Origin of the sequence: Actibacterium pelagium (assembly GCF_002285415.1) — a bacterium.
In the GTDB taxonomy this organism is placed as follows: domain Bacteria; phylum Pseudomonadota; class Alphaproteobacteria; order Rhodobacterales; family Rhodobacteraceae; genus Actibacterium_B; species Actibacterium_B pelagium.
Window position 1 is genome coordinate 448,478 of sequence record NZ_NSBU01000007.1, and the last position, 14,670, is coordinate 463,147.

Below are 14,670 nucleotides of genomic sequence, written 5' to 3' on the forward strand. Positions count from 1 at the left end.
CGCATCATGCAGCTTTGGGTCGGCGGATCTGGTCGGCGGCTTTGATCACAAGTGGCGACAGCCCGTCACCGCCCGCATCCAGGATTTCGAACAGTTGAAGGCGCATGCGAGGCTCCCAGAAATCATTGATATGGTTCGCAATTCCGGCGACGGCCTTGTCTTCGGGTTGCGACCTGAAGAACGAAGCGATCTGGTTGGCCATGTAGGTGAGTTTCTCAAGCGACATTATGGGCCTCTTGTGGGGTAATCCGGTGGGGATGGGTGAAAATCTCGAAACGCTCGTCGCGGGCCAGCGCGATCAGGGTCAGGCCTGCATCTTCGGCCAGCCGGACGGCGTGGGCTGTCGGGGCAGAGACAGCGATTAGAATAGGCGCACCCGCAAGGACCGTTTTTTGCACCAGTTCGACGGAAACGCGGCTGGTCAGCAGGATCACGCCGCTGGCCGGATCGATCCCCTGAAGCGCCAAAGAGCCGATCAGTTTGTCCAGCGCGTTGTGGCGGCCGACGTCCTCTTTCACGGTTACGGTATCGTCTGCGTGCAGGAATCCGGCGCCATGAACGCCGCGGGTCAGATCGTGCAATTTCTGGCCTTTTCGCAGCATGTGCATTGCGTGAAGAAGGCGTGCAGAACCCGTACATACGTTGTCAGGTGGCAATTGGGGCAGGGGACGCATGGCCTGTTCCAGTGAATCGATCCCACATAGGCCACAACCAACGGGTCCCGCCATCTGGCGGCGGCGTTCACCAAGGCGGTCGGCGGCCTCGTCCGACAGCCACATCTGACAGTCGATACCGGCGTCCAGTTCTTCGATTTCTAACCGTTCGATCTGGTCAGGATGTGTGACGATCCCCTCGCCAAGTGAAAAGCCGATGGCGAATTCCTGTAGATCGGCGGGCGTGGCCATCATCACCGCCTGCGTCGTACCGTTATAAGACAGCGCGACGGCGGTTTCCTCGGGGATGTCCCGCGTATTGGGGCGGGCGGTGCCCCGGGACACCGCCACGCTGGAAACAGATTGCGACGGGCGCGGCATCACTCTGCCGCTGGAAGGATGCGACGCGAAGCCTTGGCCCGCGCGGCATAGTCTTCCTGCCAGTCGGTTGGTCCGTTCGAGGGGCTGACCTGTACCGCCGTCACCTTGTATTCCGGGCAGTTCGTGGCCCAGTCGGAATAGTCCGTTGTGATGACATTGGCCTGCGTGTCAGGATGGTGGAAGGTCGTGTAAACCACGCCGGGAGAGACGCGATCGGTAACCTTGGCCCGCAAGGCAGTTTCCCCGGAGCGTGACGCCAGTCGGACCCATGAACCATCCTGAATTCCGCGGTTTTCGGCGTCGAACGGGTGGATTTCCAGATCGTCCTGATCGTGCCAGACGACGTTCTCTGTCCGACGGGTCTGGGCGCCCACGTTGTATTGCGACAGGATACGGCCCGTGGTCAGCAACAGCGGATAGCGGGGGCCTGTTTTCTCATCCGTGGCGATGTATTCGGTGACGACGAACTGGCCTTTGCCACGCACGAACCCGTTGGTGTGCATGATCGGCGTGCCTTCGGGCGCGGCGTCATTGCAGGGCCACTGGATTGAGCCTTTCTCTTCCAGTGCATCGTAATTTACGTTTGCAAAAGAAGGGGTTGTGGCTGCTATTTCATCCATGACTTGCGAGGGGTGCGTGTAGTTCCATCCAGCATCCATGGCGTTGGCCAGAAGCTGGGTGACCTGCCAGTCGGCATAGCCGTTCTTGGGTGCCATCACCTTGCGAACGCGGTTGATGCGGCGTTCGGCGTTGGTGAAGGTGCCGTCTTTTTCCAAGAAGGACGACCCCGGCAGGAAGACATGGGCGTAGTTTGCGGTTTCGTTAAGGAAGAGGTCGTGAACGATCACGCATTCCATGGCTTTCAGGCCCGCGGCCACGTGTTTGGTGTTGGGGTCCGATTGCAGGATGTCTTCGCCCTGACAGTAAAGGCCCTTGAACGTGCCTTCGACAGCGGCGTCCAGCATGTTGGGAATGCGCAGACCGGGTTCATCGTCAATCTTGGTGCCCCAGATCTTTTCAAACACCTCGCGGGTGGCATCGTCAGAGACGTGGCGATAGCCGGGCAGTTCGTGCGGGAAAGAGCCCATGTCACACGCGCCCTGCACGTTGTTCTGCCCGCGCAGTGGGTTCACACCCACACCTCGACGACCGATGTTGCCGGTGGCCATGGCGAGGTTGGCGATTGAAATAACTGTGGTGGAGCCTTGAGAGTGCTCGGTCACACCCAGACCGTAATAGATCGCGCCATTGCCGCCAGTGGCGAATAGGCGCGCAGCAGAACGCAGCTCTTCCGCGGGGACGCCGGTCAGAAGGGCGGTGCTTTCGGGCGAGTTTTCCGGGCGGCTGACGAATTCGGCCCAATCCTGGAACTCTTCCCAGTCACATTGGGTGCGGATGAAGTCTTCGTCACACAGGCCCTCTGTCACGATGGTGTGGGCCAGCGCTGTCATGACCGCAACGTTCGTGCCGGGGGTCAGCGCCAGATGGTGGGCGGCCTGAATATGCGGGGTGCGGACCAGATCAATCCGACGCGGGTCAATGACGATCAGCTTGGCCCCTTGGCGCAAGCGTTTCTTCAGACGCGAGGCAAAGACCGGATGGCCGTCGGTAGGGTTGGCGCCCATGACGATGACCACGTCGGTGTCTTCGACGGAGTCGAAATCCTGTGTCCCGGCTGATGTGCCAAAGGTGGTCTTCAGCCCGTAACCGGTGGGCGAGTGACAGACCCGTGCGCAAGTGTCGGTGTTGTTGTTGCCAAAGACCTGACGGATCAGTTTCTGAACAAGGAAGGTTTCCTCGTTCGTGCAGCGGGAAGAGGTGATGCCGCCGATCGAACGCACCCCGTGTTTCGATTGTAGATCGCGCAGCTTGGTGGCGGCAAAGCTGATGGCCTCGTCCCAGGACACTTCTTGCCACGGGTCCTCGATGCTGTCGCGGATCATCGGGTTCAGGATGCGATCTTTGTGGCTGGTATAGCCATAGGCAAAGCGCCCTTTGACGCAGGAGTGTCCCCGGTTCGCCTTGCCTTGCTTATAGGGGACCATGCGAACCAGTTCTTCGCCGCGCATCTCGGCCTTGAAGGAGCAGCCGACGCCACAATAGGCGCAGGTGGTGACGACAGAATGGTCGGGCTGGCCGACCTCAATAATGGATTTTTCCTGCAGGGTTGCGGTGGGGCAAGCCTGCACGCAGGCGCCGCAGCTGACGCATTCGCTGCCTAGGAAGTCGTCAGACCCCATGCCGGGCGAGACGCGGCTGTCGAAGCCGCGACCCTCGATCGTCAAGGCAAAGGTGCCCTGAACCTCTTCACAGGCGCGGACGCAGCGCGAGCAGACGATGCATTTCGACGGGTCGTAGGTGAAATAGGGGTTGGTTTCGTCTTTGGGCTGGTAGGCGGGGTTGGCCTCGCCGTTCTGGCGGGTCTCAAAGTGGTTTTCGCCCGGTTCATAGCGCACGTCGCGCAGGCCGACGACGCCAGCCATGTCCTGAAGCTCGCAATCGCCATTAGCGGCACAGGTCAAACAATCCAGCGGGTGGTCTGAGATATAAAGCTCCATCACCCCTTTGCGCAACTTGTGCAGCTTGGGGGTCTGGCTGTGGACGACCATCCCCTCGGCCACGGGCGTGGTGCAAGAGGCCGGGGTGCCGCGACGGCCTTCGATCTCGACCAGACACAGGCGGCAGGACCCGAAGGCGTCAACCATATCGGTGGCGCAAAGCTTGGGGATCTTAATCCCGGCCTCGGCACTGGCGCGCATGACAGAGGTGCCCTCTGGCACGCTCACCTGCTGGCCGTCGATGATCAGGGTGACGGTGTTTGTGGATTTCGAGGCAGGGGTGCCGAAATCGGGATCGGGGATGATGAAGTCTTTCATTCCGCAGCCTCCTTCTGAGGTCCGAAGTCTTCGGGGAAGTGGGTCAAGGCCGACATGACAGGGAAGGGCGTAAAGCCGCCAAGCGCGCAAAGGGACCCTTCGCGCATTGTCTCGCACAGGTCGGTCAGGATTTCGGTCGCCTCAAGGTCGCCGCGTCCGATGCGGTCGATGGTTTCCACACCGCGCACCGCACCAATACGGCAGGGGGTGCACTTTCCGCAGCTTTCAATGGCGCAGAACTCCATCGCAAAACGGGCCATGGATTGCATATCGGCGGTGTCATCAAAGATCACGATCCCGGCGTGGCCGATCAGCCCGCCTTGGCCGTCGAATTCTTCATAACCAAACGGTGTGTCGAATTTCTCGCGCGGGAAATAGGCGCCCAAGGGGCCGCCCACTTGGACCGCTTTCACGGGCCGACCCGTCGCAGTGCCGCCTGCGATCTCGTCGACCAACTCGCCAAGGGACATGCCAAAGGCGGCCTCGAACAACCCGCCGTGTTTGGCATTGCCCGCGATCTGAATGGGGATCGTCCCGCGCGACCGGCCAAGGCCGAAGTCACGGAAATACTCGCCGCCCTTGTCCAAGATGACCGGCACAGTGGCCAGCGAGATGACGTTGTTCACAACGGTTGGTTTGCCCAAGAACCCTTCGTGCGCAGGAAGCGGGGGCTTGGCGCGAACCACACCACGTTTGCCTTCCAAGCTGTTGAGAAGGCTGGTTTCTTCGCCGCAGACATAAGCGCCTGCACCCACGCGGACCTCCATATCGAACGCTTTGCCACTATCCAAAATGCTGTCGCCCAGAATGCCTGCGCCTTGGGCGATTTCGATTGCGCGCTTCATGACACGGATCGCGTCTGGGTATTCGGATCGCAGGTAGATGTACCCCTTGGTCGCCCCGACAGCGAGACCTGCGATGATCATGCCTTCGATCAAGACGAAGGGGTCGCCCTCCATGATCATCCGGTCGGCAAATGTGCCGCTGTCGCCTTCGTCGGCGTTGCAGACGATGTACTTCTGGGGTCCGTCGCAATCTAGAACAGTCTGCCATTTGATCCCCGTCGGAAAACCCGCCCCGCCGCGACCGCGCAGGCCCGAGGTGGTGACTGTATCGACGATCTCTTGTGGCGACATCTTCAGGGCCTTGGTTAGACCGGCAAAGCCGCTGTGGGTCCAATAGTCTTCAAGGCTAAGCGGATCCGTCAGGCCGCAGCGGGCGAAGGTCAGGCGGGTTTGCTTGGCGAAGAACGGCAGGTCTTCGACCGGGCCAAGGGCTTTGGGGTGGGTGCTGGGCGAGGCCAGCAAGTCTGGGATTTCATCCGGGGTGATGGGGCCGAAGGCGGTGCGCCCGGCCTCTGTCTCTATTTCGACCAGAGGTTCCAGCCAGATCATCCCACGAGAGCCGTTGCGCACCACATGCAGGTCCAAATCCTGTGTTTCAGCCTCGGTCATGACCGCGCGGGCCACGGCGTCAGCCCCAAGGGCGAGGGCGGCGGAATCGCCGGGGACGTAGACCTTCATCATGACTGTGCCTCCGCCAGCAGCGTGTCGAGCTGTTCGTTCACCCGGCCATGGACCTTGTCGTCCAGCATGGCCGCAGGTGCACAGGCACACAGGCCAAGGCAGTAGACAGGTTCCAGAGTGACCGCCCCATTCGGGGTCGTCTCGTGCCAGTCCACACCTAGCTTATCTTTGGCGGCTGCTGCCACGGCATCGGCACCCATGGCCTGACAGGCTTCGGCCCGGCAAATCTTCAAAACCTTGCGCCCGCCGGGTTTGGTTTTGAAGTCATGGTAAAAGGACATCACCCCGTGAACCTCTGCCCGCGACAGGTTGAAGTGTTCGGCCAGTGTAAGCAGAGCCTCTTCCGGGATATGGCCAAGCGCATTCTGAACGCCATGCAGGGTGGGCAGCAAGGGCGCCTCAAGCCCGTCATGGGCCGTGGCGATCTCTAAGGTTCGGGCGCGGATGGCGCTTGCGTCGGTGGCTGTTTGCACAGGTCGTCCCCACAGTAAGTCTATTGGTTTGTTCTGTGGTGGTTTGATCGGCAATTCAATATTGAATATTCGTTATTTGATAGAGATAGTCTATCAAATAATATCCCGTTTCGCAATGAAACAGGGCGACCGATCAGTCGATGTCAGACAGTTTCCGCGCCTCGGATATCAGCGCCTCCAGCACAGGTGTGTGCGGTTCGCGCGGGGGCGCGACAAGGCCCACCATATGTTCGGCCTCGGGTTCTGTGATCGGGCAGGCGGCCAGTTCGCCAGAGTTCAGGAACAGGCGCGCGGTTTTCAGCGGCAGGATGGTCGCCCAGTCGCCCGTCAGAACGTGGCTGATCAGGGTGATGACAGAGTTCGATTCCAGTCTTGGCGCGATCTCTGCCCCGGCGGCGGCCATATACTGGTTCACGATCCGTCGGTTCTGCATTTCTGGTGTCAGCAGGCACAGTGGCAGTTGCGCGGCCTCTGCCCAGGTGATGGATGTGCGCGCCTGATTGGCAGGGGTCACCAAATAGTAATGTTCGTAGAACAGCGGCACGGTTGTCAGCCGCCCAAGCGGTTCATTGTCGAGATAGGTAATACCTGCGTCGATCTCGAGGTTCTCAAGAAGCTGCAGAATCTCGACAGAACTTTGCGAGGTCACGGTGAATCGCAAGTTGGGGTGACGGGCCCGCAAACGGCTGGTCAGATCGCTGACCATCGCCAATGCGGTGGGAATGACCGCAATCCGAAGATCGCCAGACAGGCCTTGTTTCACCGCCCGCATCTCTTCGCGCATGGTCCGCGCGTCGCCGACAATCTGCCGCGCCCAGACCAGAACGCGCTGCCCCTCTGGCGTTAGCCCCTTAAACCGGGAGCCGCGCCAGACCAGCATCACGCCAAGCTGGTCTTCCAGCTGTTTGATCGCTGCCGACAGGGTGGGCTGGGTCACACCGCATTCCTCGGCCGCGCGGCCAAAGTGCTGCTGATTGGCCAGCGCAATGAACATCTCAAGCTTGTCGATCATGGCGACACTCTGCACCCGGTCAGGGCGGGGGGTAAAGAGGGGATGGAGCGGGTGAAGGGAATCGAACCCTCGTCTTAAGCTTGGGAAGCTCCTGCTCTACCATTGAGCTACACCCGCAACGTCTTCGATATAGCCACGCAGCCATAGCCGCTGCAATAGCGAAACTGGGCTTCATAGGTCTGAGGAAGGAAAATCACCAACACCCGGAAATCCCGCTTGTCCTTCCCCTGCGATTAAGGCTACACCCGTCGGCGGAGACGTGGCCGAGTGGTCGAAGGCGCTCCCCTGCTAAGGGAGTATACCGGAAACGGTATCGAGGGTTCGAATCCCTTCGTCTCCGCCATTCACCCCATAACTGTTTTTAAATAATAAACAGTTAGTGGGGTATTGGCCTTTCTTGTCCCCCTATAAGTCCCCTAATTGTAAATTGTAGGATTGTTGCAGTCGATCTCAGTTTGCTTCGGATCTTTTGTTGCAGAGTACCAAAGAAATTGAGCGGTTTCTTTGAAGTTGTGTGGTGCTTTCAGTGCGTTTGGGAGCGGCGCAGACGGCTTTGCTCGCCTGCGCCGTTCTAAATGATATTTCTCAGCTTGCTGCGGTTTGAAACGAATCCGCAAAGGTCTCTCGAAGTTGGTTCTTTTGAACTTTGCCCATCGTATTGCGCGGCAGCGCGTCCACGATTTCGATCCGTCTAGGCCGCTTGAACCCCGCGAGGTCACGTCGCACGAGTGCTTCGATTTCGGAAGTGTCGAGGGATGCGTCCGTTTCGGGGACCAGAACTGCCACCACGCTTTCGCCGAAATCGGGGTGCGGCGCGCCGATCACCGCACTTTCCTTCACGCCTGGGATCGCGTCCAAGAAGAGTTCGATTTCCTTGGGGTAGATGTTGTAGCCGCCGGAAATAATGAGATCCTTGCCGCGCCCGACGATATGGATGTAGCCCCGTTCGTCGATCAGCGCGAGATCGCCGGTGATGAACCAACCATCTTCCATGAGTTCTTCACGGGTCTTTTCGGGCATTTGCCAATAGCCCTTGAAGACATGAGGCCCGCGGACCCAAAGCACCCCGATTTCGCCGGTCGGAATCTCATCGCAGGTCTCTGCGTCGCAGATCTTCGCCTCGACGCCGGGCAGAGGTAACCCCACGGTTCCGGCACGGCGTTCGCCGTCATAAGGGTTTGACGTGCTCATCGATGTCTCGGTCATGCCGTAGCGTTCCAGTATCTTGTGACCGGTCCGTTCTTCGAACTGCTTGTGTGTCTCGGCCAGAAGAGGCGCGGATCCTGAGATGAAAAGACGCATATGGCCCACGAGATCTTTCGTGAAGCGCGGATCGTCCAGCAGTCGGGTATAGAATGTTGGTACGCCCATCATGGTGGTCGCGTCTGGCAGGCGATCGAGCACGATCTCGGCATCGAATTTCGGCAGGAAAATCATCGAGCCGCCAGCGAGCAGCATAATATTCGTCGCCACGAAAAGCCCGTGACTGTGAAAGATTGGCAGGGCGTGGAGCAATACATCATCCGACGTAAAGCGCCACGTTTCGACCAAGGCCTCCGCGTTCGAAAGCAGGTTTTTGTGGGTCAGCATAGCACCCTTCGACCGGCCGGTGGTGCCCGAGGTATAAAGAAGAGCGGCAAGGTCATCTGCCCCACGTTCACAAGTCTCGAAATCGATGGGTTGGGTTGCGACCACATCGGTCAGAGAGCCTTTCCCGTCGCCACCGAGCGTCTTCAGGACACCCCCTGTTTCACCAGCGATAGCTTGCAGGTCGTCGGCTTCGCTTGGGTCGCACACGAAGAGCGCCGCGCCACTGTCGCCGACGAAATACTCGAGCTCACGCGGAGTATAGGCGGTGTTGAGCGGGAGAAAGACCGCGCCCGACTTGACGCAGGCCGCGTAAAGCGCCAGCGCTTGCGGCGATTTCGCGACATGGACTGCGACACGGTCTCCGGGCTTGACGCCGAGCGCCCGAAGCGCGTTTGCAGTTTGGCCCACCTCATTTAGAAAAGCGCCATGCGTAATCGTCGAGCCGTCGGCCAGATGTAGAAACGGTGTTGACTTGTCTTCGTGCGGGGCAAAAAGGGCATCGTAGAGCGGGTTGCTCATGTTGAGGTGTTCCTTGCTGTCGGTCGGGCGGGCGTCAGGTGGAGCCGACGTCTTCTTTTTCGACCATTTTCATATAACGTGTGAGGCTTGCTGCGATGTGGTGTTCGGCCGCCTTTCTTGCCGCTTCCGCATCGCCAGAAATGACGGCATCGCTGATGGCGCTGTGCTCTTCGAGCGACCGCGCGATATTGTGCGGAACAGAAAGACCGCGGCGCCTGAACAGATGCATCTCTTTGACCAGATTGTCATACATGGCCTTGGCGCGCGGGTTCCCCGCGCCGTGGAGAAGCAGATCGTGAAATTCGATGTTGAGTTTGTAGTAGGCCGCCGTTTCTCCGCTCTTATGCGCCTTTTCCATCTTCGCGATGTTCTTGGTTAGAGCATTGGGAAGGTTGGGTTCGGTGCTTTCCCTAACCCTGCGAGCGGATGATGCGCAGGCAAGCCCGAAAATCGCGGCCCTCAGTTCATATAGGTTCCGTACCTCGCCGAGGGTGGTTTCATGAACAAAGGCGCCCCGGTTCGCGATTAGGTCGATCAATCCGGAATCGGCCAGTGATCGGATGGCTTCTCGCACAGTGCCGCGGCTCACGCCCATGACATTCGACAACGCCAGTTCGTTCAGCTTCTCTCCGGCGGCGAGATCTCCCTCGACTATCATACGCTCAATCTCGCCGCGTACTTCGCCGGCGAGTGTGGCGCGTCCCTGTCCAATTGTTCTGGCCGAAATCGTCATACGTCTTCTTCTCCCAACGCCGTATTTTTGTCAACAATCAACATTTATATTGCTAAGCACTGATCTTTGGCATAGTAATGCCAACGACACAATTTCCAAGGGGGGAGCATAATGGCGCAGTCCCAAAAGGAGGCCGTTGGCGAAATGCAGGATACGGAAACCAATATGTCGCTTCCTCTCCCGAGTACGGCCCTGAAGGGCATTCGCGTTCTGGACCTGACGCGGGTCCGCTCTGGTCCCACATGTGTACGCCAGTTCGCTGATTGGGGCGCCGATGTCATAAAGATCGAGACGCCCGTAGATAGCGCGCAGCTTGGCGGTCCGCGCTCCGGACCCGATTTCCAGAACCTGCATCGGAACAAGCGGTCGCTGACGCTTAACTTGAAAACCGAGGAAGGGATCGCGGCTTTCAAGAGACTCGCCAAGACGGCCGACGTCATCGTCGAGAATTTCCGTCCCGGCGTAAAAAAGCGCCTCGGCATCGACTATGAGACGCTTTCTGTGGACAACCCGGGTTTGGTCTATGCCTCCATATCCGGTTTTGGACAGGACGGTCCGCTTGCCGCGCGGCCAGGCTTTGACCAGATCGCGCAGGGCATGGGCGGTCTGATGTCGATAACCGGCAAACCCGGTGAGGGCCCGATGCGCGTCGGCATTCCGATCGCCGATCTTTGCGCAGGGCTTTTCGCCGCACAGGGCATCCTGATCGCACTTCTCGAACGCGAAAAATCGGGCAAGGGGCAGTGGATTCAAACCTCGCTCCTTCAGGCGCAGGTCTTCATGCTGGACTTTCAGGCGGCGCGTTTCCTCATGGATGGAGACGTGCCAAAGCAGGCGGGCAACAATCACCCGACGTCGATTCCGACCGGTGTCTTCAAGACTAAGGATGGGCACATGAACCTTGCCGTCGCGGGACAGGAGATATGGAAGCGGTTTGCGACCGCGCTGGATCGCAAGGATTGGATCGAGGACGACCGATTTGCGACGCCGCCAGCACGATCCGAGAACCGGGATGTTCTTGGGGAAGAGATCGAGGAGATAACCCTCACCCGGACGACGGCGGAGTGGATCGATATCATGAATGAGGCGGGCGTTCCCGCCGGTGAAATCAACGACATCGGACAGGTCTTTGACAATCCGCAGGTGCACCATCTTGGCCTTGCCCAGCCTGTCCATAGCCACGAACGTGGTGAAACTCGGCTTGTGGGCCAGCCAATCACCATGAGCCGGACGCCCAGCAGAATCGCGGCGCCGCCGCCGCTGGCGGGTCAGCATTCCGAAGCCATCCTCAAAGAGATAGGCTATTCGGAAACCGAAATCGCTGCCATGAAAGAAAATGGCGCAATCTAATCTAACGGACGTAATAAATGACTGAAAAAATTATCACCGAGCAGAATGGCGAGATCGCGCGGATCATCTTCAACCAGCCGGAAAAGAGAAACGCCGTCTCGCTGGAGATGTGGGAGGCTGTCGAAGAAGCTCTGGCTCGTTTCGCCGCAGACCCAGAGGTGCGGATCCTGATCCTGTCAGGTGCCGGTGGAAAAGCTTTCGTCTCGGGGGCCGATGTATCGAAGTTTGAGAGCGAGCGCGCCAGCGCAGAGGCCGTCGCGCATTACAATGCCACCACAAAACGCGTCTACGACAGCCTCGAAGCGTTTCCCAAACCCACGATCGCGCAGATCGACGGTTTTTGCATTGGGGGCGGCGTCGCCCTGTCGCTCAGCTGCGATCTTCGGATCTGCGGAGAAGGGTCGCAGTTCGCGGTGCCAGCGGCCAAACTTGGCCTTGGATACGGCTATCCCGGCATCAAGCGACTTGTCGACGTTGTCGGACCGTCCTTTGCCAAGGAAATCTTTTTCACCGCTCGGCGCTTCAACGCTGAAGAGGCAAGAACCATGGGTCTTGTAAATCGTGTGGTCGAAGACGGAAAAGTGGCCGAGGCCGCCGAAGAGACCGCGAAGATGATTGCGGCAAACGCGCCGATGACCGTCACTTCGGTCAAGTACATCGTGAGTCAGGTGGTTCTGCCAGAAAGTGAGCGAGACCTTGAAGAATGCGAGCGCCGCGTGCAGGCCTGCTTCAATAGTCAGGACTATATCGAAGGCCGCCGTGCCTTTCTTGAAAAGCGCAAACCTCAGTTCGTTGGGTCCTGATGGAGGATGCCGCACCAAAGCGCATAGACGAGGCGAAAGCCCGGGCGCATTTTAATGAAGCGATCGAAGGTCACGAGCAGGCCTTCGAAACCTTCTTCTTTTCGCGGTTTCTGGGGCTCAGCTTCGAGTATCTTCCTGAAGGCGTTCCGGACTCTGAGAAAGAGGTATGCAGGCTGACGTTTCCGGTCACCGACATGCTTCGAAATCCGCAGGGGTCGCTTCATGGGGGCGCAATGGCCTCTGCTATGGACATTTCCATGGGGCATCTGGTTAAAAAGATCGCAGGGCCTGGCGCGACCATAGAACTGAAGGTGCAGTTCATGCGCCCGGTTATGGAGGGAACTGTGACCTGTGAGGGCCGATTCACCAAGAAGGGGCGGACGCTGTCTTTCATGGAAAGTCGGCTCAAGGGGCCGGATGGCAAACTCGCAGCTCTCGCAACCGCCACGTGGAAGATGCCAGGCTGATGACGATGCTAATACGACCTATTGACGCCGAACTTCTCTCGGAAGTTCGTAGCCGTTTCGCTCATGTCGATACCTGCCCGTTCGAAGGCGAGCGGATATTCTTCGAGAATGCGGGCGGCGCGCTGACCCTGAAATCTGTTGTTGAGACCTCTGCGAAATTTGCAGCCATTCCCGACAACCAGGGCCGAGACAACCCTGCCGCTCATGCACTGATGGCCCTGATCGACAAGGCCAAGGCCGATATGGCGGTCTTCTTCAATACTTCCGGTGGTCAATTCTTTGTCGGCGAAAGCGGCACCGAGCTTCTTTTCCGGCTGATCCGTACCGCCTGCTTGGCGACGGAGGAGGGCCGCGTTCTTGGCAGTACGCTCGAGCATCCCGCGACCCGCAGCGCCGCGCGGCACTGGTCTGAAGTTGCGGGCAAGGCACATGTCCTTGTGTCTCATGACAACGCGACGGGAACAGTTGACCCGGATGGATATCGGCCCGAGATCACTCCCGATACCCGCGTGGCCACAATCCTGCACACATCGCCCGTGACCGGCATGGGTGTTGACGTGGGCGCAGTTGCAGCCGAAATACGCCGCGTCGCCCCAGACTGCATCATCATTGTGGACGGGATTCAGCACGCCGCGCATGGCCGGTTAGACATCGAGAGCTATGACATCGACGGCTATGTCGTGTCGCCTTACAAGGTCTTCTCGCGCCATGGCTATGGTGTGGCTTGGGTTTCGGACCGCCTAAACGGGCTTAAGCACGAGCATCTTATCGACGCGCCCGGCGAGCCTTGGGAGTTCGGAACTCGGGATACCGGTGCCTATGCCACCTTTTCCGACGTGGTAGATTATTTCGACTGGCTAGGGGGCGAAGTCTCGTCTGCCGAGGACCGGCGCGAAAGGATCGTTGCCGCGGGCGAGGCGATCCATGCCCATGAGATGGCGCTGACCGACGCCATGATCAAAGGCACAGGCAATCAGAAGGGTCTGGCAGAAATACCCGGGATAACGATCATTGGCGGGGCCGAAAACCCGAAACGCGAGGGTCTTGTGTCCTTGGTGGTCGAGGGAATGGACGCTCCCGACGTCGTAACAGCGCTGCGGAAGCGGGGCATCCGAACCCACACGCGCAAGGCCGATCACTACTCTGGCAACATCCTTGATCCGCTTGGCATTACTTCTGCCGTTCGCGTTTCCTTGTGTCACTACAACAGCCAAGCCGAGGTCGCGCAGTTCCTTCAGGCGATCCGCGAGATTGCTGAAGCCAACTAGACCCGCGCGAGCGCCTTGAGTCTTCCCAGCAGGTCAGGCGCGATCGGTACGCCTTTGGCACGTGCCTCGGCGAGCGACGCCAGCGCGCGATCGCCAGGAAGGCGCGGCCCATGCGCAGCATCTGGTGCGGCGCTCTCTTTCAGAAGTGAGCGTGCCACGCCAAGACGATCCGAGGCGGATTGGGGCGATAAGAGGCGCCCGGCGTCGATCACCAGGAACAGGTGCCCGGTATTGCTTACGGCTTCGGGGTTTTGATTGGCGTTCGGGATCTCCGATAGAAACGACGACCCCGAAAGGACGGCTGTAAAGAGGTCGAGCGCTAGAGAGAGGTTCGCGCCCTTGCTACCACCGATGGCCTGCATGAACCCCTTCATCGCCTCGGCCGCATCGGTCGTTGGCTGGCCCTGCGCATCCGTCGCCCAACTGTCCGGGATCGGGATGCCTGCAGCCGCTGCCTGTCGCACCTTCGATCGGGCGGCGACTGACAAAGCTACATCGAAGATGAGATGCCGACCGCCGGTATCGGGGATCGTGATCCCGAGCGGCTGATTGCCAAGTATCGGAGAGCGTCCTCCGGGGGCAGCGATCATGGGTGCGGTGTTGGTGGTGCAGATCGCGGCGAAGCCAGCCTCGGCCGCTTGGAGCAGCAGCGGCGCCAACGCGCCGAGATGTGATGAGGCACGGCAAAAGGCCGCGCCTATGCCGACCTCCCGCGCCGCCTCCATCGCAGAGGTCATGGCGCGAAATGCGACGGCCGCACCAAGGCCGTTCTGACCGTCCACCTGCCTTAGGGCCGCTGCAGGGGCGGTGATTATGGGCGTTGCATCGGGATTGACGCCGCCTTTTTCCATTCGGTCGACATAGTACCCGGTCCGTGACACGCCGTGGGTGCTGATCCCCATCATCTCGGCGGTAACGAGCATCCGCGCGGCGTCATCGGCCATATCGGCGCGCATCGCCGCCGCGCGGAAAGCCGACCCAACGAGCCCGACCAGCTCGCATTCAGCGATCCTCTCCAC

The 14,670-nt window shown here is 59.5% G+C and carries 13 protein-coding genes and 2 tRNA genes; 5 read left to right on the plus strand and 10 right to left on the minus strand.

Features of this window, described 5'->3' with window-relative positions:
* Positions 1-4: 4 nt before the first annotated feature.
* The 7 genes from CLM58_RS11145 to CLM58_RS11175 all read right to left on the minus strand — a co-directional run bounded on the left by CLM58_RS11145 (position 5) and on the right by CLM58_RS11175 (position 7,038).
* The gene (locus CLM58_RS11145) at positions 5-226 is read right to left on the minus strand and encodes a formate dehydrogenase subunit delta (protein ID WP_095596003.1); all 222 of its coding nucleotides are present in this window, start codon (positions 224-226) and stop codon (positions 5-7) included.
* Complete coding sequence (gene fdhD / locus CLM58_RS11150) at positions 216-1,034, minus strand: formate dehydrogenase accessory sulfurtransferase FdhD (RefSeq protein WP_095596004.1); 819 nt, start codon at positions 1,032-1,034, stop codon at positions 216-218. The genes CLM58_RS11145 and fdhD overlap by 11 nt, the downstream gene beginning before the upstream one ends.
* Entirely contained in the window at positions 1,034-3,910 is a 2,877-nt protein-coding gene (gene fdhF, locus CLM58_RS11155) for a formate dehydrogenase subunit alpha (RefSeq protein WP_095596005.1), read from the minus strand. Before fdhF ends, fdhD begins: the two co-directional genes overlap by 1 nt.
* Positions 3,907-5,433: a formate dehydrogenase beta subunit gene (locus CLM58_RS11160; RefSeq protein WP_095597068.1), complete on the minus strand. Its 1,527-nt coding sequence runs from the start codon at positions 5,431-5,433 to the stop codon at positions 3,907-3,909. Before CLM58_RS11160 ends, fdhF begins: the two co-directional genes overlap by 4 nt.
* Positions 5,433-5,909 (minus strand): formate dehydrogenase subunit gamma, encoded by a 477-nt coding sequence (locus tag CLM58_RS11165; RefSeq protein WP_095596006.1) that lies wholly within the window; start codon positions 5,907-5,909, stop codon positions 5,433-5,435. Before CLM58_RS11165 ends, CLM58_RS11160 begins: the two co-directional genes overlap by 1 nt.
* Positions 5,910-6,042: 133 nt before the next feature.
* Entirely contained in the window at positions 6,043-6,921 is an 879-nt protein-coding gene (locus CLM58_RS11170) for a LysR family transcriptional regulator (RefSeq protein ID WP_095596007.1), read from the minus strand.
* Positions 6,922-6,964: 43 nt separating this feature from the next.
* Positions 6,965-7,038, minus strand: a tRNA-Gly gene (locus CLM58_RS11175).
* A 136-nt stretch (positions 7,039-7,174) separates the two neighbouring features.
* Between CLM58_RS11175 and CLM58_RS11180 the strand changes: the two genes are divergently transcribed.
* Positions 7,175-7,264 (plus strand) — tRNA-Ser (locus CLM58_RS11180).
* Between the two features lie 242 nt (positions 7,265-7,506).
* Here the strand turns inward: CLM58_RS11180 and CLM58_RS11185 are convergent.
* Both CLM58_RS11185 and CLM58_RS11190 read right to left on the minus strand, forming a co-directional pair.
* Positions 7,507-9,030 (minus strand): malonate--CoA ligase, encoded by a 1,524-nt coding sequence (locus CLM58_RS11185; protein ID WP_095596008.1) that lies wholly within the window; start codon positions 9,028-9,030, stop codon positions 7,507-7,509.
* Between the two features lie 34 nt (positions 9,031-9,064).
* Positions 9,065-9,763, minus strand: coding sequence for a GntR family transcriptional regulator (locus tag CLM58_RS11190; protein WP_095596009.1), 699 nt, complete (start codon positions 9,761-9,763; stop codon positions 9,065-9,067).
* A 111-nt stretch (positions 9,764-9,874) separates the two neighbouring features.
* Here CLM58_RS11190 and CLM58_RS11195 point away from each other — a divergent pair, with 111 nt between their 5' ends.
* The 4 genes from CLM58_RS11195 to CLM58_RS11210 are packed head-to-tail and all read left to right on the plus strand — an operon-like array spanning position 9,875 to position 13,651.
* Positions 9,875-11,113 (plus strand): CaiB/BaiF CoA transferase family protein, encoded by a 1,239-nt coding sequence (locus CLM58_RS11195; protein ID WP_229666116.1) that lies wholly within the window; start codon positions 9,875-9,877, stop codon positions 11,111-11,113.
* A gap of 17 nt (positions 11,114-11,130) precedes the next feature.
* A complete protein-coding gene (locus CLM58_RS11200; protein ID WP_095596010.1) occupies positions 11,131-11,916 on the plus strand; it encodes an enoyl-CoA hydratase in 786 nt (261 codons plus the stop codon).
* Positions 11,916-12,383, plus strand: a complete 468-nt coding sequence (locus CLM58_RS11205) for a PaaI family thioesterase (protein ID WP_095596011.1) — start codon at positions 11,916-11,918, stop codon at positions 12,381-12,383. The genes CLM58_RS11200 and CLM58_RS11205 overlap by 1 nt, the downstream gene beginning before the upstream one ends.
* A gap of 5 nt (positions 12,384-12,388) precedes the next feature.
* A complete protein-coding gene (locus CLM58_RS11210; RefSeq protein WP_095597070.1) occupies positions 12,389-13,651 on the plus strand; it encodes an aminotransferase class V-fold PLP-dependent enzyme in 1,263 nt (420 codons plus the stop codon).
* Here CLM58_RS11210 and CLM58_RS11215 read toward each other — a convergent pair.
* Complete coding sequence (locus CLM58_RS11215; protein WP_143226560.1) at positions 13,648-14,670, minus strand: Ldh family oxidoreductase; 1,023 nt, start codon at positions 14,668-14,670, stop codon at positions 13,648-13,650. The genes CLM58_RS11210 and CLM58_RS11215 overlap by 4 nt on opposite strands.